The 24243-nt window shown below is 37.3% G+C and carries 24 protein-coding genes; 14 read left to right on the top strand and 10 right to left on the bottom strand.

Translation table 11 applies throughout. The annotated features are described in order from the left end of the window. Positions 1-3: 3 nt before the first annotated feature. Positions 4-816, top strand: a complete 813-nt coding sequence (gene kdsA / locus R2S57_RS03340) for a 3-deoxy-8-phosphooctulonate synthase (RefSeq protein ID WP_316843687.1) — start codon at positions 4-6, stop codon at positions 814-816. A 2-nt stretch (positions 817-818) separates the two neighbouring features. Next, positions 819-1535 (top strand): DUF2071 domain-containing protein, encoded by a 717-nt coding sequence (locus R2S57_RS03335; protein WP_316843686.1) that lies wholly within the window; start codon positions 819-821, stop codon positions 1533-1535. A gap of 185 nt (positions 1536-1720) precedes the next feature. Here the strand turns inward: R2S57_RS03335 and R2S57_RS03330 are convergent, their stop codons facing one another. The 3 genes from R2S57_RS03330 to R2S57_RS03320 are packed head-to-tail and all read right to left on the bottom strand — an operon-like array spanning position 1721 to position 4714. Next, complete coding sequence (locus R2S57_RS03330; protein WP_316843685.1) at positions 1721-2137, bottom strand: DUF6526 family protein; 417 nt, start codon at positions 2135-2137, stop codon at positions 1721-1723. A 29-nt stretch (positions 2138-2166) separates the two neighbouring features. Beyond that, positions 2167-4053 carry an OmpA family protein gene (locus R2S57_RS03325; protein ID WP_316843684.1) on the bottom strand — a complete coding sequence of 629 codons (1887 nt, stop codon included), beginning with the start codon at positions 4051-4053 and terminating at the stop codon, positions 2167-2169. Between the two features lie 37 nt (positions 4054-4090). Beyond that, positions 4091-4714 carry a 7-carboxy-7-deazaguanine synthase QueE gene (locus R2S57_RS03320; RefSeq protein WP_316843683.1) on the bottom strand — a complete coding sequence of 208 codons (624 nt, stop codon included), beginning with the start codon at positions 4712-4714 and terminating at the stop codon, positions 4091-4093. 107 nt (positions 4715-4821) lie between these two features. Here R2S57_RS03320 and R2S57_RS03315 point away from each other — a divergent pair, with 107 nt between their 5' ends. Then, positions 4822-5157: a Rieske (2Fe-2S) protein gene (locus tag R2S57_RS03315; RefSeq protein WP_316843682.1), complete on the top strand. Its 336-nt coding sequence runs from the start codon at positions 4822-4824 to the stop codon at positions 5155-5157. 178 nt (positions 5158-5335) lie between these two features. On the opposite strand, the gene R2S57_RS03310 is transcribed toward R2S57_RS03315, so the two are convergent. Continuing rightward, on the bottom strand, positions 5336-6256 hold the full coding sequence (locus R2S57_RS03310) for a bifunctional 5,10-methylenetetrahydrofolate dehydrogenase/5,10-methenyltetrahydrofolate cyclohydrolase (protein ID WP_316843681.1): 921 nt from the start codon (positions 6254-6256) through the stop codon (positions 5336-5338). 82 nt (positions 6257-6338) lie between these two features. After that, positions 6339-8126, bottom strand: coding sequence for a translation elongation factor 4 (gene lepA / locus R2S57_RS03305; RefSeq protein WP_316843680.1), 1788 nt, complete (start codon positions 8124-8126; stop codon positions 6339-6341). Positions 8127-8387: 261 nt separating this feature from the next. Between lepA and R2S57_RS03300 the strand changes: the two genes are divergently transcribed. Next, positions 8388-9014, top strand: a complete 627-nt coding sequence (locus tag R2S57_RS03300; RefSeq protein ID WP_316843679.1) for an ABC transporter ATP-binding protein — start codon at positions 8388-8390, stop codon at positions 9012-9014. Next, positions 9014-10111, top strand: a complete 1098-nt coding sequence (locus tag R2S57_RS03295; protein ID WP_316843678.1) for a hypothetical protein — start codon at positions 9014-9016, stop codon at positions 10109-10111. The genes R2S57_RS03300 and R2S57_RS03295 overlap by 1 nt, the downstream gene beginning before the upstream one ends. A gap of 92 nt (positions 10112-10203) precedes the next feature. Here R2S57_RS03295 and R2S57_RS03290 read toward each other — a convergent pair whose 3' ends face one another. Together R2S57_RS03290 and R2S57_RS03285 are read right to left on the bottom strand one after the other, a co-directional pair. Continuing rightward, positions 10204-11628 (bottom strand): MATE family efflux transporter, encoded by a 1425-nt coding sequence (locus tag R2S57_RS03290; protein WP_316843677.1) that lies wholly within the window; start codon positions 11626-11628, stop codon positions 10204-10206. A 329-nt stretch (positions 11629-11957) separates the two neighbouring features. Beyond that, positions 11958-12377: an acyl-CoA thioesterase gene (locus tag R2S57_RS03285; RefSeq protein ID WP_316843676.1), complete on the bottom strand. Its 420-nt coding sequence runs from the start codon at positions 12375-12377 to the stop codon at positions 11958-11960. Positions 12378-12687: 310 nt separating this feature from the next. Between R2S57_RS03285 and R2S57_RS03280 the strand changes: the two genes are divergently transcribed. From R2S57_RS03280 to R2S57_RS03240, 9 genes are all read left to right on the top strand, one after another. Continuing rightward, positions 12688-13164 (top strand): hypothetical protein, encoded by a 477-nt coding sequence (locus R2S57_RS03280; RefSeq protein ID WP_316843675.1) that lies wholly within the window; start codon positions 12688-12690, stop codon positions 13162-13164. Positions 13165-13498: 334 nt separating this feature from the next. Further along, the gene (gene rpsO, locus R2S57_RS03275; protein WP_116249811.1) at positions 13499-13783 is read left to right on the top strand and encodes a 30S ribosomal protein S15; all 285 of its coding nucleotides are present in this window, start codon (positions 13499-13501) and stop codon (positions 13781-13783) included. 176 nt (positions 13784-13959) lie between these two features. Then, positions 13960-16095 (top strand): polyribonucleotide nucleotidyltransferase, encoded by a 2136-nt coding sequence (gene pnp / locus R2S57_RS03270; protein WP_316843674.1) that lies wholly within the window; start codon positions 13960-13962, stop codon positions 16093-16095. 148 nt (positions 16096-16243) lie between these two features. Beyond that, the gene (locus R2S57_RS03265) at positions 16244-16423 is read left to right on the top strand and encodes a hypothetical protein (RefSeq protein WP_316843673.1); all 180 of its coding nucleotides are present in this window, start codon (positions 16244-16246) and stop codon (positions 16421-16423) included. 3 nt (positions 16424-16426) lie between these two features. Next, positions 16427-16903: a DUF6036 family nucleotidyltransferase gene (locus R2S57_RS03260; RefSeq protein ID WP_316843672.1), complete on the top strand. Its 477-nt coding sequence runs from the start codon at positions 16427-16429 to the stop codon at positions 16901-16903. After that, entirely contained in the window at positions 16904-17575 is a 672-nt protein-coding gene (rpe, locus tag R2S57_RS03255; RefSeq protein ID WP_316843671.1) for a ribulose-phosphate 3-epimerase, read from the top strand. A gap of 155 nt (positions 17576-17730) precedes the next feature. Next, complete coding sequence (locus R2S57_RS03250) at positions 17731-20157, top strand: TonB-dependent receptor (RefSeq protein WP_316843670.1); 2427 nt, start codon at positions 17731-17733, stop codon at positions 20155-20157. A 258-nt stretch (positions 20158-20415) separates the two neighbouring features. Beyond that, positions 20416-21489 (top strand): 3-phosphoserine/phosphohydroxythreonine transaminase, encoded by a 1074-nt coding sequence (gene serC, locus R2S57_RS03245; protein WP_316843669.1) that lies wholly within the window; start codon positions 20416-20418, stop codon positions 21487-21489. A gap of 77 nt (positions 21490-21566) precedes the next feature. After that, the gene (locus R2S57_RS03240) at positions 21567-22517 is read left to right on the top strand and encodes a D-2-hydroxyacid dehydrogenase (RefSeq protein WP_316843668.1); all 951 of its coding nucleotides are present in this window, start codon (positions 21567-21569) and stop codon (positions 22515-22517) included. Positions 22518-22565: 48 nt separating this feature from the next. On the opposite strand, the gene R2S57_RS03235 is transcribed toward R2S57_RS03240, so the two are convergent. From R2S57_RS03235 to R2S57_RS03225, 3 genes are all read right to left on the bottom strand, one after another. Beyond that, positions 22566-22712: a hypothetical protein gene (locus tag R2S57_RS03235; RefSeq protein ID WP_316843667.1), complete on the bottom strand. Its 147-nt coding sequence runs from the start codon at positions 22710-22712 to the stop codon at positions 22566-22568. A gap of 53 nt (positions 22713-22765) precedes the next feature. Beyond that, positions 22766-23290, bottom strand: coding sequence for a hypothetical protein (locus R2S57_RS03230; protein WP_316843666.1), 525 nt, complete (start codon positions 23288-23290; stop codon positions 22766-22768). 168 nt (positions 23291-23458) lie between these two features. After that, positions 23459-24238, bottom strand: a complete 780-nt coding sequence (locus R2S57_RS03225; protein WP_316843665.1) for an SAM-dependent chlorinase/fluorinase — start codon at positions 24236-24238, stop codon at positions 23459-23461. Positions 24239-24243 lie beyond the last annotated feature (5 nt).

Raw genomic sequence — 24243 nt, 5'->3', positions numbered from 1 at the left:
AAAATGATAAACTATTTAGATAAAATAAAAAATACAGATTCAGGTAATTTCTTTTTAATGGCTGGTCCATGCGCTATTGAGGGCGAGGATATTGCCATGAGGATTGCTGAAAAAATTATTACGATTACCGATAAACTGAAGATTCCATACATCTTTAAAGGTTCTTACCGTAAAGCAAACAGAAGTAAGGGCAGTTCTTTTACAGGAATTGGCGATGAAAAGGCTTTACGCATTTTAGAACGTATTGGTAGAGAATTTGGCGTACCTACGGTTACCGACATCCACGAGAGTGGTGAAGCTGCGATGGCAGCTGCTTATGTAGATGTATTGCAGATTCCTGCATTTTTATGTCGCCAAACTGATTTATTGATTGCTGCTGCCGAAACCGGAAAAGTAGTGAACGTTAAAAAAGGCCAGTTTCTTTCTGCAGGTTCAATGAAATTTGCGGTTGAGAAAGTAAAAGAAGCAGGTAATGAAAAGGTGATCCTGACGGATAGGGGCAACACTTTCGGTTATCAGGATTTAATTGTTGATTATCGCGGTCTGCCCGAAATGCAGAGTTTTGGCGTTCCTGTAGTGATGGACTGTACGCATTCCTTACAACAACCCAATCAGAGCAGCGGTGTTACCGGAGGTAAGCCTGAACTCATTCTAACGATTGCTAAGGCAGCAATTGCTGTAGGTGCTGATGGTTTATTTATCGAAACCCATCCAGATCCTGCAAATGCAAAATCAGATGGCGCCAATATGTTACATTTGGATCTGTTGGAAGAAACTTTAACGAAACTGATCAGAATCAGGCAAGCCATTTTATAATCTTGAATAACCCGAAAGTATTTCTTACCGCAGAATGGCGAAAATTGTCGCTGGCACAATATGCTGTGGATAAAGAAATACTTTCGAAATACTTGCCTCCGCATACCGAACTAGACGATTGGGAGGGTAAATATTATGTGAGTTTAGTGGGCTTTATGTTTGTTGATGTGAAACTGCTTGGCTTTAATATTCCATTTCATACCAACTTTGAAGAAGTTAACTTAAGGTTTTACGTCAAATTCAAGGATGGTGATACATGGAAAAGAGGAGTGGTGTTTATTAAAGAATTTGTACCTAAACCTGCCATCACCTTTGTAGCCAATACCATTTATAAAGAAAACTACCAAACATTTCCGATGAAACACGTTTGGATAGCGCAAGAAAATCAGCTTGAGGTAGATTATTCATGGAAGAATAGGAGTTGGCATAATTTCTCTGTAACCGCTTCCTCGCAAGCAGAAGAAATACAGATGGGCAGTGAAGAAGAATTTATTACCGAACATTATTGGGGTTACACCAAAATAGGAAATAATAAAACTTCTGAATATGGTGTGGAACATCCCCGTTGGAAAGCTTATCCTTTAAAAGATTATAAAATCAACGTTGATTTTGGGATAAATTATGGCGATGATTTCGCTTTCCTCAACAATGTTACTCCCGATTCTGTAATGCTGGCAGAAGGATCAGAAATTAGGGTGTTAAAAGGCAAGAAGTTTTAATTCTAAAAATAAAGAATATATATTATTTAGATCTCTCCGCTACGGTCGAGAAGACGATTTAGTTTCCCTTCATCCAATAGCTATCGGATACAATGAAGAATCCTTATCAATTGCAGTCGCATTAATATTCCCGCATGCATGGGAATGACGGCCGTCAAATTCGTAACAGCATAACGAGCGCCGAGTTACATTCTATGATAATCTCCACGCCAATTTTTAATCGCTTTTTTAATCTCGTCAGGAGATAATTTTTCTAAAAGTGCGCTATCCGCTAGAGCCAAATATTCTTCGTCACTAGCAAAACGTAATGCCAAAATCTGGCCCATTTGAAGATCGGGTGGCAGTGCTTTGCCCACAAGAATGTAATAGCGTAGTTTCTCTTCGGCCCTTGCTGCTCTATCCTGTGCTTTAAGGGCAAACATCCTTGCCATTACAGCTATAATGGCAATCAGGAAAAATGCAAGCACAAGTAAACCCGTAATGATTGTTGGGATTGCAACACATGAATAAATGGCAAAAGCCAAACCTAAAACCGCTAATGGTATGGTGAAAAAATGGAAGGGCGGATAAAATCTTTTATGGTTTCCGTAATGTTGAGACATGTTGACATTTTTTAAGTAATACTTATCTGTTAAATTTTTGTAATCACGAATGAGGTCCTTCGGTTGTTTTTTCTACCCGATTCAGTTTTATTATCAGCAATAGGTTTACTGGCTCCAAAGCCTTTAAAGGTAAGCCTTTTGGTATCAATACTGTTTTTGATCAGGTATTCGTAAACGGCATTTGCACGGTTAAAAGATAATTTTTCATTCAGCTTGTCATCGCCAACATTATCGGTGTGGCCTTGAATCTCGATCTGTACAGTTTGATTTTGATGCAAAAAATCAATGAGCAGATCCAGTTCGCGGATAGAAGCTGGTAAAAGATTAAATTTATTGGTGTCAAAAAATATATTCCTTAACGTAACATTACCGCCCTCTTTTATTTTTTCGATGTAAACCTCAATCTGATAAGGTTTATTAATATCACCGGCTTTGAGTTCGAAGTTTTCTGAATAAAACATGTAACCTTCGGCATTTACATTAAACAGGTAATTGCTTCCAACAGGCATTACCGCTAAAAATTGCCCGGTTTCTGGATCGGTGTAATCATCAAATAACGTTTTATTGGTTTTAAGATCAACTACCTGAACATTGCTTTCTATCGTTTTTTTAGTATCCTTATCTTTTACAATACCCTTTACGTAGCTTATTTTTAGAGGTTTAGCTTGCTCAGGGATACCAAAGCTATAAAGATCCTGTAAGCCAAAACCGCCCTTTAAGTTGGAAGAGAACAGACCGAAATTTCCATCTGCACTGACTACCAAACCACTTTCATCTTCGAAAGAATTAATCGGATAACCTATATTAATCGGCTTTTGCCACTTGCCATCATTTTCTTGTCTGCTATAATAAATATCTTTGTTTCCAAAACCAGGCCAGCCATCGGAAGAGAAATACAATGTTTTGCCATCTGCATGCAAAAACGGGGTATTCTCGTCAAAGGCGGTATTGATTTCAGGTCCAAGGTTAATGGCAGGTCCCCATTTGGCATCATCGGTAATGCTGCTCTTCCATATATCATAACCTCCGGATCCGCCGGGTCTGTTACTGATAAAATACAAAGTTCTTCCATCAGGACTGATGGCCGGTTGCGATTCCCAATATTCAGAATTAACGGGTTTGCCAACATTATAAGGTTCGCCCCAATCTTTCCCCTCACGATGTGAAACATAGATATCACACCTTCCCAATCCATCAGGACGGTTACAACCTGTAAAAAACAGATATTTTCCATCTGGAGAGATCGTTTGTGCACCTTCATTATATTGGGTGGTATTGATTTTGCTTGATAAGGGTGTTGCAGGAGCCCATAAATTATTTTTGAACTGTGAAGTCCAGAAATCTTCATTGCCATTAACCTGACGGGTAAAAACCAAGGTCTCGCCATCAGCAGTTAGCGCAGGGAAATATTCTGCATCAGTAGTATTTACGCCTCCACCCAAGTTTGTTGGACTATATTTTACAGGTTTCTTAATTGCGATTGAAGCGAAATCGCAATCTAAAAGGTATTTTTTTGCTTTTTTAGCCCGATCTGAGGAAGCATCTAAACTCAGAAATTCACCGAAATGTTGTTTCGCCTTTAGATAGTCTTGTGTAGCAAATTCAGTTTCGGCCAGGCCATAAATTACTTCCGGAGTTACGGATTTGTTGATCAGGATCGCTTTCTCATAAGCTGCTTTAGCGTCAGGGTATTTCTTTAGCGCTTTTTGAACGGCAGCAAGCGTAACATAAGCATTTTGAAACAATGGATCGGCCTCTACAGCGCTTTTTAAAGTCTGTTCGGCAGAAACGTAATCTAGCTTCTGGATCAAAGGTGCTGCTCTTTCGAAAAAGGTCTGCGCTTTTTTGTTCGATGAGCTTTGCCCAAAACAATAAATGCCCAGTATGCTAAAGATGAGGACGAGAAGGGATTTCATTACATTAACATTTGGTTATAAAGCTAATGTATTGTTTTTAAGGAATATTTAAAAATTTGTGCGTTTGTAAAGAAATTTCCCATTTAGGATTGGCCATTACATATTCGATAATTAACGGCGTAATTTCTTTTGATTTAGACCATTCAGGTTGAAGATATAATTTACAGGTAGGAGATACCATTGAGGCATACTCTTCTGCCCACTTAAAATCGCTCTTGTTAAAAACAATCACTTTTAATTCGTGCGCAAAAGGCGTGATATCTGGCCTTGGTGCCTTAAATTTCTTTGGAGATAAACAGATCCAATCCCAGTTTCCCGAAAGTGGATAAGCTCCAGAGGTTTCGATAAAGGTTAAAATACCTCTTTCTTTTAATTTATTGGTCAGATAATCGAGGTTGTAAATCAAGGGCTCACCACCAGTAATTACAACGGCTTTCCCCGGAAATTTATCAGCATTTTCTACAATAACATCCGATGCTGTAAGCGGGTGCATTTCCGCATCCCAGCTTTCTTTCACATCGCACCAGTGGCAACCCACGTCGCAGCCCCCTAAACGGATAAAATAAGCTGCTTTACCCGTATTAAATCCTTCGCCCTGTATAGTATAAAATTCTTCCATCAAGGGAAGTAATGTGCCGTCTTCTGGTATGTCTTGTTTCATTTTTGAGGATGCAAATATCCTAAAAAAATATGGTGAAGCGGCTCCTCTTCTGAAATTTAATATAAAGATGAAATAAGAGTGATATTTATTTGCTGTATTTTAGCAGAATGAAGTGGTTTAAGGCACTAAATAACAATCAGATTCCCCGCCCTGATACAATTAAAACCATTGAGGTTGCCGGGAAACAGATTTGTCTGATCAATAATGAGGATAAAATTATTGCAACACAGTCGCATTGTCCGCATGCTGGTGGTCATTTTAGTGGTGGTTGGTGCAAAAACGGACAGCTGGTTTGCCCAATCCATCGCTACGAATACAGTTTAAGCACTGGACGAGGTGCAGAAGGACAAGGTGATTATATCGATATCTACCCAACCGAATTACGGGAGGATGGATTATATATTGGTTTTGAAGAAAGCTGGTGGAGTAAGTTGTGGGGGTAGTGGTTCATTCGTCTATTGGGTTAACTGGTTAATTGTTTAAATCGGTTAATTGTGAACCGCCAACTGCTTATTAATTCCCACTAAACAAAAAAAGCGATTCAATTTATTGAACCGCTTTTTCGTATTTTTATAGGCTATGGGTTTTACCTTCAGCCCTCCACCTTTCAGCCTTCAACCTTTAAGAATATATCTCTTTCCTTGCCGATGCCAATGTGTTTTTCAATAAACCAACAATGGTCATCAAACCTACACCACCTGGAACAGGCGTGATGTAAGAGGCTTTAGGAGCTACGTTTTCAAAATCTACATCACCATATAACTTAAAGCCCGATTTGGTTTCGGTAGAAGTTTCGCGGTTAATGCCCACATCAATAATAATGGCACCAGGTTTCACCATATCGGCAGTAACAAAATTCTTTTTACCGATTGCTGCAATCACAATATCGGCCTGAAGAATCTGCTCTTTTAAATCCTTTGTACGGGAGTGTGTAAGCGTTACCGTGCAATTACCCGGATTGGCATTGCGTGCCATTAAGATACTCATCGGGCTGCCTACAATATTACTACGGCCAACCACAACACAGTGCATTCCTGTGGTATCAATACCGTATTCTTGCAGCATCAACAAAATGCCATAAGGAGTAGCCGGAATAAAACAAGGTAGGTTACGCATCATCCTGCCTAAGTTTACAGGGTGAAAACCATCTACATCTTTACGGTGATCGATCTTTTCTGTCACTTTCTCCGGATCGATGTGTTTAGGCAATGGCAATTGAACAATTAATCCATCTACATCATCATCCTGATTAATCTCTTCAATTTTCGCTAATAATTCTGCTTCGGTTACCGAGTTATTGTAACGGTGAAGTGAAGATTTGAAACCCACTTTTTCGCAGTTTTTCATCTTACTGGCCACATAAGTTTCGCTACCGCCATCATTACCCACCAAAATGGCAACTAAGTGTGGTTTGCGGCCACTTTTATTCAAAAATTCGGCAGCTTCTTCTGCAATTTGAACTTTAACTTTTTCTGATACGTATTTACCGTCTAATAATACCCCTAAATCCCCTGAAGGGGACTTTGAATTTCCATTGCTCATATAACTTGCTCGGTTATAATTTATAATTTAAGATTTCAATTATTAAAGTTCGCTAGTAATTCCCCCTTTAGGGGGCAGGGGGTTAATCTAATTTCAAAACCGCCATAAATGCACTTTGTGGAATCTCTACGTTTCCAACCTGGCGCATACGTTTTTTACCTTTTTTCTGTTTCTCCAATAATTTACGCTTACGGGAAATATCACCACCATAACACTTAGCGGTTACATCCTTACGTAAGGCACTCAAGGTTTCACGGGCAATCACTTTAGCGCCAATAGAAGCCTGTATTTTAATCTCGAACTGTTGACGAGGGATTAATTCTCTTAATTTCTCGCAGATTTTCTTTCCAAAATCATAAGCATTACTACGATGGATTAAAGATGATAGTGCATCAACCGGCTCATCATTGATTAACATATCTAAACGAACCAAATCCGATTTACGATAACCAATCTGATGATAATCAAAAGATGCGTAGCCTTTTGAAATCGTTTTCAATTTATCATAAAAATCAAATACAATTTCGCCCATTGGCATTTCAAAAACCAACTCAACTCTGTCAGATGTTAAGTAGGATTGATTTACAATTGTTCCTCTTTTCTGAATACAAAGTGACATTACAGGACCAACAAAATCGGCTTTGGTAATAATGTTCGCTTTAATAAATGGTTCTTCAACAGAATCCAGTTTACTTGGGTCAGGCAAATCAGATGGGTTATTTACAAAAATTTCATCGCCTTTGGTCGTATGTGCAATGTAAGACACGTTGGGAACGGTAGTGATTACCGTCATGTCGAATTCACGCTCTAAACGTTCCTGGATAATCTCCATGTGCAACATCCCTAAGAAACCGCAACGGAAACCAAAGCCTAATGCTGCAGAGCTTTCGGGTTCGAAAACGATAGAAGCATCATTTAGTTGCAACTTGTGCATGGCTTCTCTCAATTCTTCAAATTCATCCGTATCAACCGGGTAAATACCAGCGAAAACCATTGGTTTAACCTCTTCAAATCCCTGAATTGAGTCTAACGATGGTCTTGCAGTAGTTGTAATGGTATCACCAACTTTTACTTCCCTGGCTTCTTTAATTCCGGAAATAATGTAACCCACATCCCCGGTTTTAACCACATTGCGTGGCGACATATCCAGTTTCAAAATACCAACCTCATCAGCCAGATATTCTTTTCCGGTATTGATGAATTTTACTTTATCACCTTTTTTAATTTCGCCGTTTACTACTTTATAATAAGCAATAATTCCGCGGAATGAGTTAAAAACAGAATCGAAAATCAAAGCCTGTAAAGGTGCTTCCGGATCGCCAACCGGAGCTGGAACACGGTCAACAATGGCCTGGATAATATCTGGGATCCCCAATCCGGTTTTACCCGATGCAGGAATAATATCCTCTCTTTTACATCCGATCAAATCGATAATCTGGTCTTTCACTTCCTCAGGCATTGCCCCAGGTAAATCCATTTTATTTAAAATCGGTATAATTTCAAGGTCGTGCTCTAATGCTAAATATAAGTTTGAAATCGTTTGTGCCTGAATACCTTGCGAAGCATCTACAATAAGTAGTGCACCCTCACAGGCTGCAATAGAACGCGAAACTTCATAAGAAAAATCGACGTGACCAGGTGTATCAATCAGGTTGAAATTGTATTCAATATCACCCACTTTATAGTTCATTTGTATGGCATGACTTTTAATTGTAATGCCTCTCTCACGCTCTAAATCCATGTTATCGAGCAATTGTGCCTGCGCTTCACGCTTAGAAATTGTCTCGGTGTATTCTAATAACCTATCAGCCAAAGTACTTTTACCATGGTCGATATGTGCAATAATGCAAAAATTACGTATATGCTTCATCTTTGCGCAAAGATATGCTTTTTAAGGTAATTTTTAATCTAGAAAATATCGCTGCCAAACACATTAATTTGAAAAGCAATCGCAGTGGCTTTTCGGTTATTGCAGTCCTGCTTTCCGCTTTACCCCATTGCATTCCGTGTACGTTTCAATCATGTTTATTTATCAGTGACAGTGGTGCTTTTGATAATTTCCTGGCAAGGTGCATTAGGAAGTAACAATTCGTATTTAACGAGATCTAAATCAGAATTAAACTCAAACACCTTGCTAAGCTTAACTAATATCAATAAGAAATACGGAAGTCACGAAGTGTTAAACTTTAACGAATGGAAAATCGAAAACGGAATCCATTGGTTAAAAGGAGGGAACGGAACGGGTAAATCGACCTTATTCAGGATTATTTCAGGCCAGATCCCTTTTAAAGGCGAAGTGGAGCTCAATAGAATAAATCTTAAAAAAGAACCTATAACATTCAGGTCTAAAATTAGTTTTGCTGAAGCGGAACCACAATATCCCTCATTTGTAACCGGTAGGGAGTTGATCGATTTTTATCTGGAAACACGAAAAGCAGAAAGGAAACAAGCGGAAGAACTAGCAGCTTATTTCGGAATGACGGTCTTCCTTGATCAGAAAGTTGGCGGGTACTCGAGCGGAATGCTCAAAAAACTTTCTTTGATCTGTGCATTTATGGGCAATCCTGATTTATATATTTTAGATGAGCCACTGATTACCATCGATGTGGCCTCGGCAGATAAATTATATCAATTGATCAAGGAAAAAGAAGCAGAAGGTAGGAGCTTTCTTTTATCGTCGCACCAGGAAGTAAATGCGGATAAACTAAAGTTAGATAGCGTATTTCATATCGTTGATAAACAAATCATTCAGCCATAATGCTCAAATTACTGATCAATAGTTTAGCAAAAGAATTTTACCAGCAACATGCAGGCTTTTTTCTGGTAGGGATTTATATTTTATTCGGCGTGGTAGAGCCTTCACAATTAATTGGCTATCAGAAGGCCTTATTATTGGCAGGTATTTCATCGCCAGTTGGAATGGCTATAGTATTTTCATCATGGCTTTTATACACCATGAAAGTTCATTTCTTTATCGAACAAAAATTATCGTTAGCAAAGTATTTTTTTATTAAAGAATCAGCAGCTTTAGAAAAGAATTTACAGTTAAAATTGTGGATAAGGTTATATTTTATCCTGCTCTTTCCAATAGTCGTTTATGTTTTTCTACTTATCGCTTTAAGCCTCAACTACCACTTTTTTATTAGTATCATTGGTATCTTAACTGTTTTTTCGGTACTGATTTTAGGTTTATCCTGGATAACTTATCAATCGATAACGTTTGGCTTTTTAAAACAAGAAAAACAATCCGTCAATTTTGGAGTAAAAGTTAAGAAGCCCTTCTTCAGCTGGCCGCTATTTCATTTAGCTAAAGAACAACCGCTAATGTTGTTCATGTGTAAGCTGTTATCTTTTGTTTTCTTTAAAGGAATGATGTGGATGTTTGCTGATATTGGCTATGATGTCCGGATAATACTGGTTGCTTTATTGGCATCTATTTTATGCCATGCAGTTTTGGTTTTTACACTATTAAAATTCGAAACAGATTACCTCAGTTTCAGCAAAAGCCTTCACATATCCGTCTATAAAAGAATATTTAATTGGTTATTGGTTTTAGCCATCGTATTCATCCCCGAATGGATACTTTTGATTTCAGTGGCTCAGTTCGAATTATTTTCGATAGTAAATGGATTCATGTTCGGCTTAACAGGATTATTTTTTCTTTTGACTTTACTATATATGGTTCGGTTAAATATGGATAACTATCTGAAGTGGCTGCTGTTTTTCTTTTTCATAACCATGTGGTCTATTCTCGCAAATCATTATCTTTTATTCAGCGTGGTGTTGTTGGGCATTTGTATTTTATATTATGTGTTAATGTTTTATAAAACCGATTTGAAAGGAGTGGAGGAATAAGAATTTAACCACAGATGTTAATAGAGGATGCAGCTATAAATTTCATCGGTATTCATCTTTTTATCTGTGGTTAAACGCTATATAGATTTAATTTAAACCATTGTTTTCTTCCATTTACCTTTCTTAAACAAGATATAGGCTGCTACCGCAATTCCTGCCTCTGCAGTTGGGATGGCAATAAAAACACCGGTTGGCCCCATTTCTAAAAACTTAGCTAAAAAATACGCTAATGGAATCTGAAATAACCAAAAGGCAAAAACATTAATTTTTGTGGGTGTCCAGGTATCGCCTGCACCATTAAATGCACTGCTAAAAACCATCGCGGCGCCATAAATCACAAAACCGATACTCATAATTTTCAGTGCCTTACTGGCAATGGCTATTACCTTCTCATCTGCAGTAAAAAATGCAGCGAACAAATGCCCACAGGTAAGGAAGAGCACACTTACGATGGCCATGAAAATCAATATGTATTTTAAGGTTTGGAAAACGGACTTTTCAGCACGGTCTACATGTCCTGCACCTAAATTCTGACCCACCAAAGTAGCTGCGGCATTGCTCAATCCCCATGCGGGTAACATGAAAAACATCATCAACCGTAATGCCGTCTGGTAACCTGCAGATCCTGTATCTCCACCGGTGGTAGCAACTAGCTCCGCCAAAAACACCCAGCTACAGCTCGCAATTACGAACTGGAAAATGGCTGGAGCTGCAATTTTTATAATCGCTTTTATCTGGGTAAAATCTGGCATGAAATGACTGATACGTATTTTTAGCGCATTTTTACCACTAAAGAGATTATAAACCTGGTAGATAACACCCAAGCCTCGTCCGATGGTGGTGGCAATTGCAGCTCCTGTTAAACCAAATGCGGGTATAGGGCCAAAGCCGTTAATAAAAATAGGGCAGAGGATGATGTTCGCGATATTGGCGATCCACAAACTTCGCATCGCGATTGCTGCGTTGCCCGCACCTCTAAAAATTCCGTTAATTAAGAATAAAAGTACAATAATGATACTTCCGCCCATCATAATACACACAAAGGTAACCCCTTGGTCAGCCGTTTCTTTCGAAGCACCCATTAATAATAAAATATCCCTGGCATAAATCAAACCCAGGATACTGATTAAAATATTAATGAAAACAGCAATCACAATGGTTTGCATACCTGCTTTTGATGCTGCTTCAGGGTTTTTCTCGCCAATTCTACGGGCAACTACGGCGGTTGCCGCCATACTTAATCCAATGGCCAATGAATAAATAATTGTTAAAACAGATTCCGTTAAACCAACGGTTTGTATGGCATGACTACTGTTTTCTAAATGACCTACAAAATATAGATCGACTAATGCAAATACCGATTCCATAGCCATTTCCAACATCATCGGAATAGCCAATAAAATAATTGCGCGTTTAATACTAATTGAAGTTAAATCAACTTCGTGACCTTTTAAAGACTGGATGAGGATATCGAAAAAAGACGATAATTTGCCCTGTGCCTTTGTAGACTGTGACATATAATATAGATAAAATGTGATGTATAAACCAGTACTACGCTGTTAAGCGTACATACCTAAAATTGAAGCGGAGGGAATCCTCGGTTGTTTAAAACCTCAAACGGATTGCAGATACTATCATGGCTCTGGTCTTTTTGATGGGACAAAGATAGCTAAAATATTGAATTGTCAAATTTTGATGACTAATTTTTAGTCATTTGATTCACTTATTTGCCACGGAAACACGGAATTAAATGCTCTTGTTAGAATAGTTATGAAGACGCTAACTGAGGTGTGTCGTATGTTTTTGAAACAATATGTCTTCGGATCTCGGTCTCCCTGACTCCTGACTATATACTATATGCTTTAATCATTTCTTCCGAAACTTTTGTTCCACGGCTGGTAGTTAAATCGATTAATACGTAATCAAAAATGCCATCCGATGCTACTTTACCCGTTTTTTGATTAATAATTTCAAACTGAACGGAACAGCCTTTATTATTCATAGTCAAAATTCCAGTTCTGATGCGCATTAAGTCATTCATCAACAGGGGGCGTTTGAAATTAATGTCTACATGGCTCACTACCCAGCCCAAACCTTTTTTTGTGAAGTGTTCCCAGGGCATGCCATAGAACTTATCCATTTGTTCGTAACGTGCTGCCAATACATAATCTAAATATTTGCTATTATGTACATGGTTAAACATGTCGATATCATCCGGACGCACACGTAATTCGCTTTCGAAAATGCTATATTGATTTTTCTCCAAGGGTATTTTTTTTTACAAAAGTATTAATTTACCAATTTGCTAGGCAATAAAAGTATACGATTGTATGTTTTTATTGCTCTTTTTTTGTATTTTTGATAAATGGGTAGTTTAAAGCTATATGACACAAATATTCCACGCGAAACAATAATTGAAGAGCGTGCAAATATCTATTTAAGCCTTACCCCGGAGCAACGCTTTTTTGGAGTTTTGCAGCTCAACCACATTTCGGTTACCATGAATGGTGGCAAACCATTAAAATCTCCCCAAGGTAAAGGTCTCATTATCCGTAAGCCAAACATATAATCTCTATATGTCGTTTGATAAAGAAAATCCAGAAATGCTTTTGTTATTGGAAACGTTTCAGCAGTTTGATGTGCATTATCTTATTGTTGGAGGCTTTGCTGTAAACCGTTATGGTTATAACCGCACTACTGGAGATTTAGATATCTATTTAAAGGACACAAAAGAAAACAGGCAAAATCTTATTTATGCTTTAGATAGGATGGGATATGGTAAATATGATATGCTTTTGGATGTTCCAATTATAGCAGGTTATTGTGAAGTTTTAATGGATGATGGCATGTATGCCGATTTAATGACCGATATCCCTGGATTGGATAGAGAGAAGTTTAATGAGTATTTTGAGATGGCCACAGTTGATGAAATTAAAGGAATTAAAGCCAGGTTTCTCCATTACAACCATCTCTTAGACAATAAAAGGGCAACAAACAGACCTAAAGATCAGTTGGATGTTTTAGAATTAGAGCGTATTAATAAACGAAACTAGTTCTCTGCATTGCCTGACGTTCTCTAAACCCGGCTTAGTGGAAATCCTTTTAAAATATGCCGCAACCTTGCATAGGTTGTCATTTTTAGGTACGAAGAATCTGCAACCGATGAAACAGATTCTTCGTGCCTCAGAATGACAGGTGCTTTTAAAAGATTGCAGCGAGGACAGGAGTGAGGCAACCGATAAGAACGGAACCTTGTTTTCCAAACCCCGAAAATCGGATAAACAAGGCTTTAATTTATCGTTTATTAAACACTTGTTTATAATTAAAAATAGCCTTATCTTTGCGCCACAATTAATTAATTTTTTATTGCTTTAATATTATTCAAGAATGTATTTAAGTCCAGAAAAGAAAGCCGTAATCTTTAAACAACACGGAGAAGTAGAAACCAACACGGGTTCTGCAGAAGGTCAGGTAGCGTTATTTACATACCGTATTGCGCACTTAACAGAACACTTAAAGAAAAACCGTAAAGATTTTTCAACTCAGTTGTCACTTCAAAAATTGGTAGGTAAACGCCGCGGTATTTTGGCTTACCTATACAAAAAAGATATTGAGCGCTATCGTGCTATCATCAAAGCTTTATCGCTTCGTGATATCATCAAACAAAAATAAGCGCAAGTTTATCATTGAAAGCCATTCTTTAGGGAATGGCTTTTTAATTCCCTGTTAATTTTTTAACGGGATTTATTATAGATAGGCTATTTTAATCCTATCTTCGTTTGCAAAAACAAATACATATATAAACAACGGTGTGTAGAAAGAGGAAAACACACCATAATTCTAATTAAATGAATGTAATAAAAAAATCGTTCGATTTGGGCGATGGCAGAATTGTAGAAATTGAAACGGGTAAATTGGCTAAACAAGCTGATGGTTCGGTCGTGGTAAAAATGGGCGATACGATGTTGTTAGCAACTGTAGTATCAACTGTTGGTGCTAAACCAGGCACTGATTTTTTACCTTTATCGGTTGATTATCAGGAAAAATATGCGGCTACCGGCCGTATTCCAGGAGGCTTTTTACGTCGTGAGGCAAGATTATCTGATTACGAGGTTTTAATCTCTCGTTTAGTAGATAGAGCTTTACGCCCAATGTTCCCAAGTGATTATCACTCTGATACACAAGTGATGATTTCTTTAATCTCTGCTGATAAAGATATCATGCCAGATTGTTTGGCAGGTTTAGCAGCATCTGCTGCATTATCAGTTTCTGATATTCCTTTCAATGGTCCAATTTCTGAAGTGCGTGTGGCTAAAATTGATGGTAAATTAATTATCAATCCAAAAGCTAGCGAATTAGAGCGTGCTACTTTAGAGTTTATGGTTGCTGGTTCAGCTAACGACATAGGCATGGTTGAAGGGGAGTGTGATGAGATTCAAGAAGATGAAATGGTTGAAGCTTTAAAATTTGCACACGCTGCAATTAAAGTTCAATGCGCTATTCAGGTTGAATTAACTGAGGCTACCGGCAAAACTGTAAAACGTGAATATAACCACGAAGACCATGATGCTGATTTAAAAGCTAAAGTTTATGCTGATACTTACGATAAAGTTTATGCAGTAGCGAAAGCTGGCGGCAATAAAGATGTTCGTAAAGAAGGTTTCACTGCAATTATTAACGAATTCTTCGAAGCAATGCCAGAAGATACTGCAGATTTAACTAAAGCAATGGCTAAACATTATTACCATGATGTTCAGTACGATGCCATCAGAAACTTATTGTTAGATGAAGGTATCCGTTTAGATGGCCGTAAAACTACTGAAATCCGTCCAATCTGGAGTGAAGTTGGTTATTTACCTGCTGCTCACGGTTCGGCTGTGTTTACACGTGGCGAAACGCAATCGTTGACATCAGTTACTTTAGGTAGCAAAGATGATGAGCAAATGATTGATGGTGCTTTCTTTAATGGTTATAACAAATTCTTATTGCACTATAATTTCCCTGGTTTCTCAACCGGAGAGGTTAGACCAAACAGAGGCGCTGGCCGTCGCGAAATTGGTCACGGTGCTTTAGCACAACGTTCGTTGAAAAAAGTATTGCCTCAAGGTGAAGCAAATCCTTATACAATCCGTATCGTTTCTGATATTTTAGAATCTAACGGTTCATCATCAATGGCAACTGTTTGTGCTGGTACATTGGCACTTATGGATGCAGGTATTAAAATCAAATCGCCGGTTTCTGGTATTGCAATGGGTTTAATCACTGATGAGAAAACTGGTAAATATGCAATTCTTTCTGATATTTTAGGTGATGAAGATCATTTAGGTGATATGGATTTTAAAGTAACGGGTACCGAACATGGTATTGTTGCTTGCCAGATGGACTTAAAAATCAATGGTCTATCTTACGAAGTTTTAACTAAAGCTTTGTTACAGGCTAAAGATGGTCGTTTACACATCTTAAACGAGATGAAAAAAACCATCAGTTCACCTAACGAAGATTACAAACCACATGCTCCACGTATTGTTTCTCTTACTATCGAGAAAGAATTTATTGGTGCAATTATCGGCCCTGGAGGTAAAATCATTCAGGAAATGCAACGCGAAACCGGAGCTTCAATCTCTATCGAAGAAGTTGATGGTAAAGGTATCGTAGAAGTATTTGCGGATAACAAAGCAGCAATTGATGCAGCAGTTACCCGTATCCGTAACATCGTGGCTAAACCAGAAATTGGTGAAGTTTACCAGGGTAAAGTAAAATCAATTATGCCATTTGGTGCATTTGTTGAGGTTATGCCAGGTAAAGATGGTTTATTGCACATTTCTGAAATTTCATGGGAGCGTTTAGAAACTATGGATGGTGTATTAAAAGAAGGTGATAAAATCGAGGTTAAATTATTAGATATCGATAAACAAGGTAAAATGAAACTTTCTCGTAAAGTTTTATTGCCAAGACCAGAAAAACCAGCTGCGCCACAAGCGTAGAAAAAGTCCGAAGTCCGCAGTCCGGAGTCGGAAGATATTTATAGACCCTTTCAGTTTTTACTGTAAGGGTTTTTTGTTGATATAAAAATTAACATCGGTATTTCTAACTAAAAACTTTCGCACTTCTTTTGTAACTTGCAGTGTTGCTATGAAAAAAGAAAATCATATTGTTGAAGAACCAGCTGCTAATTATCTAAAAGCCGAAGAAGATCTCTTAAAAAAAGCGTTATCCAGTTCATATACGGAGCGTTTCCACACCATGGCGAGATTAATGAAATTAAACATGATTTTAAAATCAGCAACTATTGTCCATAAAAAAATTGATTAATACATGGATGTTTTTGATGATGAAATACTAAAACTATGGCGCTCACTTTTGAAAAACAAGGTCATGTTTATCATGATAGGTGGGGTGGCAACCAATCTGCATGGATTTCATCGGACAACTGATGATATTGATATCTGGATAAAAGATAACCTGGAAAACAGAAAAAACTTGAGAAGTGCTTTCAAAGACTATGGACTTGGAGATCTTAAAGCCTTGGAAACTATTCAGTTTATTCCAGGCTGGACAGATTTCTATCTTGATAACAGCTTGCGAATGGATATCATGACCTCAGTAAAAGGATTAGAGGATTTTGGTTTTGATAAATGTCTGGAATATGCCTCTATTGCAACAATTTACGAATTAGAAATCCCATTCCTACATATTAACCAACTAATCGATTCAAAAAAGGCAGCGAATCGACCGAAGGATCAAATTGATATCATTGAACTTGAAAATATTAAAAAACTTAGAGATAATTAAATGAAATACATCATTGCCCCATCCATACTTTCTGCCGATTTCGGCAACTTACAACGCGATATCGAGATGATTAATCAAAGTGAGGCCGATTGGTTTCATGTTGATGTGATGGATGGCGTTTTTGTGCCAAATATTTCTTTTGGTTTTCCGATAATGGCCGCAGTTAAAAAGCATGCAACTAAACCATTAGATGTGCACTTAATGATTGTTGAACCTGATAAATATATTGAAGATTTTGCTAAAGCTGGAGCAGACCGGATTACAGTACATTATGAAGCCTGCACACATTTACATAGAACCATTCAACTCATTAAAGCATCTGGTTGCAAGGCTGGTGTGGCTTTAAATCCCCATACTCCTGTAACCTTATTGCAGGATGTGATTGAGGATTTAGATCTGGTATTAATCATGTCGGTTAATCCAGGCTTTGGCGGACAACAGTTTATCCATAATACCTACAAGAAGATTAAAGATTTAAAAGCGCTGATCCAAGGCAAAAATGAAGATTTGATTATTGAGGTAGATGGTGGCGTTGGTTTACAAAATATCACTACATTAGTATCTGCTGGTGCCAATGCTTTTGTGGCCGGAAATGCAATCTTTGCAACAGATAATCCATCGGAAACCATTTCCAAAATGAAAAGCTTGACTGCCACAAGCATAAACATTTAAGGGTTTTAACCACAGATAAATAGGATTAGACACAGATCTTGGATCACTATTTTTAGATTCAAAGCCTAGTACCTAAACCATATTTTGTGAAAAGAAAGTATCCGTGTTTATCTGTGTGCATCTGTGGCTAATTTAACCAAATCATAACGCGAAAAATGCTCAAATTTCGGCTAATCCTTTTTCTTTTAATTGCTGGCTGCGGTTTCGCTGTTGCACAGCCATTGGTTAGGGTTTCGGGAATAGTTTACAGTGATGAAAAGTTGCCATTATCGCAGGTTACAGTAATTGTTTTAGGTCAGGCGCAGTCTACCATAACCGATGAATTTGGGGTTTACACCATTTATTCAAAATCGAAAACTTTCAGCATTAAATATTCGCTATTAGGTTACCAGCCGCAAACCATAAAATTCAATGAGCGTTCAGGAGCCCGGATTATTAAACAAATCAACTTAATTGCCAATATTAATGAGTTGGAACAGGTTAATATCACGAACAAACAGAATCAGTTAAGTAATACAACCACCATTAATATTGCTGACGTTTCATCTATGCCACTGGTTTCGGGTAATTTCGAAACCATGCTTAAAACCCTGCCAGGTGTATCTACAAACAACGAATTAAGCGCTCAGTATAGTGTTAGAGGAGGCAATTTCGATGAAAATTTAATTTATATCAATGATGTAGAAATCAACCGGCCAGTGTTGATCCGCAACGGACAGCAGGAGGGGCTGAGTTTTATCAATTCGGATCTGGTGAGTAAGGCTAAGTTCTCTGCAGGTGGTTTCGAAGCAAAATATGGCGACAAACTTTCTTCCATTTTGGACATTAAATATGATAAGCCGGACAGCAATCAGACCATTTTTAGTACCAGTCTTTTAAACACTTCATTAAGTACAAAAAAAATATTCAAAAACAGCTTTCTACTGGCAGGTTTACGGTACAAAAATAATTCGAGTGTATTAATCAAACAAGATGAGAAGGGAAGTTATAATCCAAATTTTGCTGATGCCCAATTGCTGTATCAATATGATTTTTCATCTAAATTCAATGTCAGTTTCCTGGGCAGCTTTAATCTCGGTCAGTTTAAATTGGTACCTACTAGTAGGGAAACCCAATTTGGAACTTTAAGTACCACCTTAAGACTTAATGTGGATTATACCGGACAGGAAATCGACGATTACCAAACCTTAGGAAGCGCCGTTACCGCCACTTATTCGCCTAAACCGAACCTGGTGATCAAGTTTATCAACAGCTACTTCAATACTATTGAAAGGGAGCGTTTCGATATCAACGGCAGCTATATTTTTGATGAGGTGGACAATACTTTTTCGGGTGAAAATTTTGGTGTAATCAATAAAAATAGGGGCATTGGCAGTTATTATAACTATGGAAGAAATAGCCTCAATACACAGATTTTTGCTTCTGAAATTAAGGTAGATCAAAACTTCGATAACCATGTTTTCTCGTGGGGGCTAAAATTCGATAAATCTAAATATAACGATCAGTTGAGTGAATATAATTATACCGATTCAGCTGGATTTATTTTGCCAAATAACTCCAAAAATATCGTTTTGCAAAATGTAATCAATGTTCAGAACAATATTGATATCAAAAACTATAGTGCTTATATACAGGATAGTTATTCGCTTTCCAATTCTGCAGAATTACAATTAGGAGCACGCGCTACATACAGTTCGTTAAGCAAACAATTATTGATCAGTCCGAGGATGTTAATTGCTTACCGGCCAAACTCGAACAATAAAATTTTAAGGTTTTCAGCCGGTGTTTATAAACAGCCACCTTCATACCGCACGATCCGTGATTTTTCAGGAATATTAAATATTGATCAAAAAGCCCAAAGTTCTTATAACACTTCGCTTGGTTATGAATATGCCTTTGATGCTTTCGGAACACGTTTAAAGTTTACATCAGAGGCCTATTTTAAATATTCAGATCGGTTGATTCCTTATAAAATTGATAACCTTAGAATTAAGTATCTGGCTAATGAGGTGTCCAGAGGTTATGCTTATGGTGCCGATTTTAGCATTGGTGGTGAGTTTGTTAAGGATTTGGTGTCTTATTTCAGGATGTCGGTAATGCATGCTAATGAAGACATTATCGGTGATAGTTATGTTCAAAATGGAATCACAATTTATCCTGGTTATTTAAAACGGCCAACCGATCAGCGTTTAAATTTTTCCATATTTTTTCAGGATAAGTTGTTAAACAGCCCTACATATAAAGTACACTTAAATGCGCTTTATGGCTCACGTTTGCCAATAGGCCCCTCGCAAACTCCAAGATACCTGGATAAGTTTTTTATCCCATCATACAAACGTGTTGATATTGGTTTTTCCAAAGACTTTCTTGATGACGCAGCATTGCACAAGCCCAAATTTTTAGACCGGAATTTTAGCTCTGTTATCTTGTTTTTTGAAATTTTCAATATGCTGAATATAGACAACACTGTTTCATATCTCTGGTTAAAAGACGTAGATAATGTGCAATACGCCATTCCTAATTATTTAACGGGCAGGCAGTTTAATCTGAAACTGATTGTAAAGCTGAAGAATAAGCTGTGATTAAAGGAATGCAGGATTTTAAGATCCCTTTTACAATCTAGTGAAGTTTATCACATTAACAGAAAATATTCACATTGTCTATTCAAAAAACAAAAGAATTTCATCTTTTCCAGTTAAACGTTTTAATTGCAAAAACTGCAATAAATGGATCGATTTTCAGCATTTTTTTAACAAAATTTAATTTTTTATGATACGATTTTATAGGCATAACTGCTTTAAAAATTTTACATTTACCGCCATAAAACATTATATAATAAGATGAAGCATAATTTTGGCGCAGGCCCTTGTATTTTACCTCAAGAAGTGTTTAAACAAGCAGCTCAGGCTGTTTTAGATTTTAACGATGGATTATCAATTTTAGAAATTTCGCACAGAACAACCGAATTTGAGGCAGTTGTTGCTGAAGCTGACAAGTTGGTAAAGGAATTATTAAATGTGCCGTCGGGTTATTCCGTTTTATTTTTACAAGGTGGTGCAAGTTTACAGTTTGCAATGGTTCCGATGAATTTATTAGGTGATGGACAAACAGCAAGTTATTTAGATACTGGTGTTTGGGCAACTAAAGCATTAAAGGAAGCTAAATTTATTGGTAATGTGAATGTGGTGGCTTCTTCAAAGGATGCAAACTATACTTTCATTCCAAAGGATTTCGAAATTCCTGCTGACAGTGCTTATTTCCATTATACCTCGAACAACACCATTTATGGTACTGAACTTTTCGAAGTGCCTAAAACTGATGTTCCTGTAGTTTGTGATATGTCTTCTGATATTATGAGCCGTGTAATTGATGTTGCTCAGTTCGATTTAATTTATGCCGGAGCGCAAAAAAATGTGGGTCCTGCTGGTTTAACTATCGCCATTGTAAAAAATGAGGTTTTAGGTAAAATTGACCGTAAAATTCCATCAATGTTGAACTATCAATCACATATTGATAATGATTCGATGTACAATACACCTCCGGTTTTCTCGATTTATGTAGCATTATTAAATCTTCGCTGGTTAAAATCAAAAGGTGGAGTTGCTGAAATCGAAAAAGAGAACAAACAAAAAGCTGAAGCACTTTATAGGGAAATCGATCGCAATCCTTTGTTTAAAGGAACCTGCGCAGTGGAAGACCGTTCTAGAATGAATATCTGTTTCGTAATGGAAAATGCGGAATTGGAAAAACCATTCTTGAAATATGCTGAAGAGCAAGGTATTGTTGGTATTAAAGGACACAGAAGTGTTGGCGGTTTCCGTGCATCAATGTATAATGCATTACCGATAACTAGTGTACATGCTTTAATTGATGCCATGCAACTATTTGAAGAACAACAAGCAAAAGCAAATTAACTTAAATTTTAACCACAGATAATTACTGCGATTATTCAATCGGTGTAATCAACTCAATCTGTGCAATCATAAATATAATGATTAAGATATTAGCAAACGATGGGATTGATCCGATCGGAAAAGAATTATTAGAAAAAGCAGGTTTCCAGGTTGATACTGAAACTATTCCCCAGGATAAATTAGCCGAAGCTTTAAAAAACTATGACGCCATTACTGTTCGTAGTGCAACAAAAGTTAGAAAAGAGTTGATCGATGCTGTTCCAAATATCAAACTAATTGGTAGAGGTGGAGTAGGCATGGATAATATTGATGTTGAATATGCACGTAGTCAAGGTGTTAATGTAGTAAATACGCCGGCTGCCTCTTCATTATCTGTAGCGGAGTTGGTATTCTCTCACTTATTTACGGGTATTAGATTTTTACAGGATGCCAACCGTAAAATGCCAGTTGAAGGTTCAACACAATTCAATAACCTTAAAAAAGCGTATGCTAAAGGAACTGAATTAAGTGGGAAAACCATTGGTATTATCGGCTTTGGCCGTATTGGCCGTGCTACAGCAAAAGTGGCTTTAGGTTTAGGTATGAATGTTTTAGCTTATGATCTATACCCTTCAGAATCTGAAATTACATTAGAATTTCAAGGTGGAAAATCGGTAAGTATTCCAATCAAAACGGTTTCATTGGATGAAGTGATTGCAGGAAGTGATTTCTTTAGTTTGCACACACCATTTGCAGATAAACCGATTTTAGGTGCGGAAGAATTTGCTAAAATGAAAAACGGAGTGGGTATTGTAAACTGTTCTCGTGGCGGAACCATTGATGAGCCAGCTTTAATCGAAGCACTAAATTCGGGTAAAGTTGCCTTTGCCGGATTAGATGTTTTCGATAACGAGCCTACACCATTGGCAGAAATTTTAACACATCCTAAAATCTCTTTAACACCACACATTGGTGCATCAACCAACGAAGCACAAGAACGTATCGGTACGGAACTGGCTACTTTGATTATTGAGCATTTTAAGAAATAATATATTTTAAACCTCGCAGGTTTTGTAAACCTGCGAGGTTTTTCTAAACTAGTCTAACGCATTCGTTGTAACCCAATAGCGGTACCCCAATACCGCTTTCTGAAAAGTAGTTAACTTATTCGGATCCTTTTTATATAAACTTGGCAAAACTATCTTATTTATCTTCGCCAGGATTTTAAATAGTCCTTTTTTCATAATTTATTGATTGCTTTTATTGGTAATGCTGCTGCTAAATTCGAATTGTAATTTTAGGAGTTGATTTTAACGGTTTCATATTTCTTCAGTTTTTTATTAAAGAAGTAAAATCCACCTGCCATTATTAAAATCAAAAATGCGATGATGTAATTTGATAAACCTCCTTTGTTCTTCTTGTCTAAATCTTCTTTAAGCTGCGCATTTTGGTCCTGAAGTTTTTTTATGGTTTGCATATAACGTTCTATCCGTTCCTGAGAATTATCCGCAACAGCCACTTTCTGCTGGTTCTGTAAATCTTTATAATCCATTAATATCTTTAGTTCTTTAAAGATATTATTATCGGTTAATACCACCTGGCGGAGAATCTCATTAGAATTTTTGATATCACGTTTTGTTTGCCAACCGAAAATGCCTGTCCGTTGATTTAAACTTTCATCATACTGACCAAATCTGGTACTTCTTTCCGTTAGTAATGAATTTACCTTAGCACGTTGAGCGGCATAAGCTACGGTATCTTGCTGCGCAAAAGCAGGCACGTTAAGCAATACCATAGAGAGCAGATAAAAATATTTCTTCATGCGATATAAACGCGAAAAGGGTAGAAGTTGTTTTAGCTGGTTTAAGGGTTAATTTGTTATTAGTTATTGGTTTGCAAAGGGCTATTTCTGCTTTCCCTCATTGTGAAGTGCTAGAGTTAGCTGCAAACGGCGCCACGCCAAATGAACTATTGAACGATTGAACTCAATTTAAGGATGAAATTCGACCCGTACGATGTCTCCCAAATGCAAACCCAATAAACCACTCGCTTTACCTTTATTGATGGCAATTTCCAGGTGGTTACTGATGCCGAACAAACAAAGTTTTTCGCCTTCCTGCACTTCATTGTAATGCCAGCTCAACTGCGTAATGGTTTCGCTTTTTCTGAAGTATAAAGTAAAATCTCTGTTCTTTTGGATCTTTGTAAAAAGATCTTTGGTGATATTGGTGATTACGTTGCAAAACGTATCAATATAAACCACACTTCCACGGATCACATCACGCTCAATTACAGGGTGTAAAAGCATCTTTTGTTCAATCTCCGCTACAGGTAAACCGATCTCTTTTAGCTTACCACCTTTAGCCAGATGCGTTGCCGCTTTCACAAAAATATCAACCAATGGAAAATGGAGATATTTTAGATCCTGCATAATATTCAGCTCCACTACATCTTCCGGAACATCGTCAAAAAGAAGGGAAAAAATACCATTGTCGGCGCCTACAAAATAGTGATCACGATGTTTTACAGCAATATATTTAGTGTTTTCACTGTAAACAGAATCAATACCAATCAAGTGTACCGTATTCTTCGGGAAGTAGGGATAAGCGTTTTTTAAAACAAAGGCCGCATACGAAATATTGAACGATGGAACTTCGTGGGTAATATCAACTAAATTAACATTAGGCATCAGACTGAACAGACTACCTTTAAGGGCACTCTGGTAAAAATCTTTTGAACCTAAATCTGTTGTTAAAGTAATTATCCCCATTAAAA

The sequence above is a fragment of the Pedobacter psychrodurus genome (assembly GCF_032678585.1).
In the GTDB taxonomy this organism is placed as follows: Bacteria; Bacteroidota; Bacteroidia; order Sphingobacteriales; family Sphingobacteriaceae; genus Pedobacter; species Pedobacter psychrodurus_A.
Note: the sequence above shows the minus strand (reverse complement) of the source record. Positions and strands in the feature narration are given on the sequence as shown.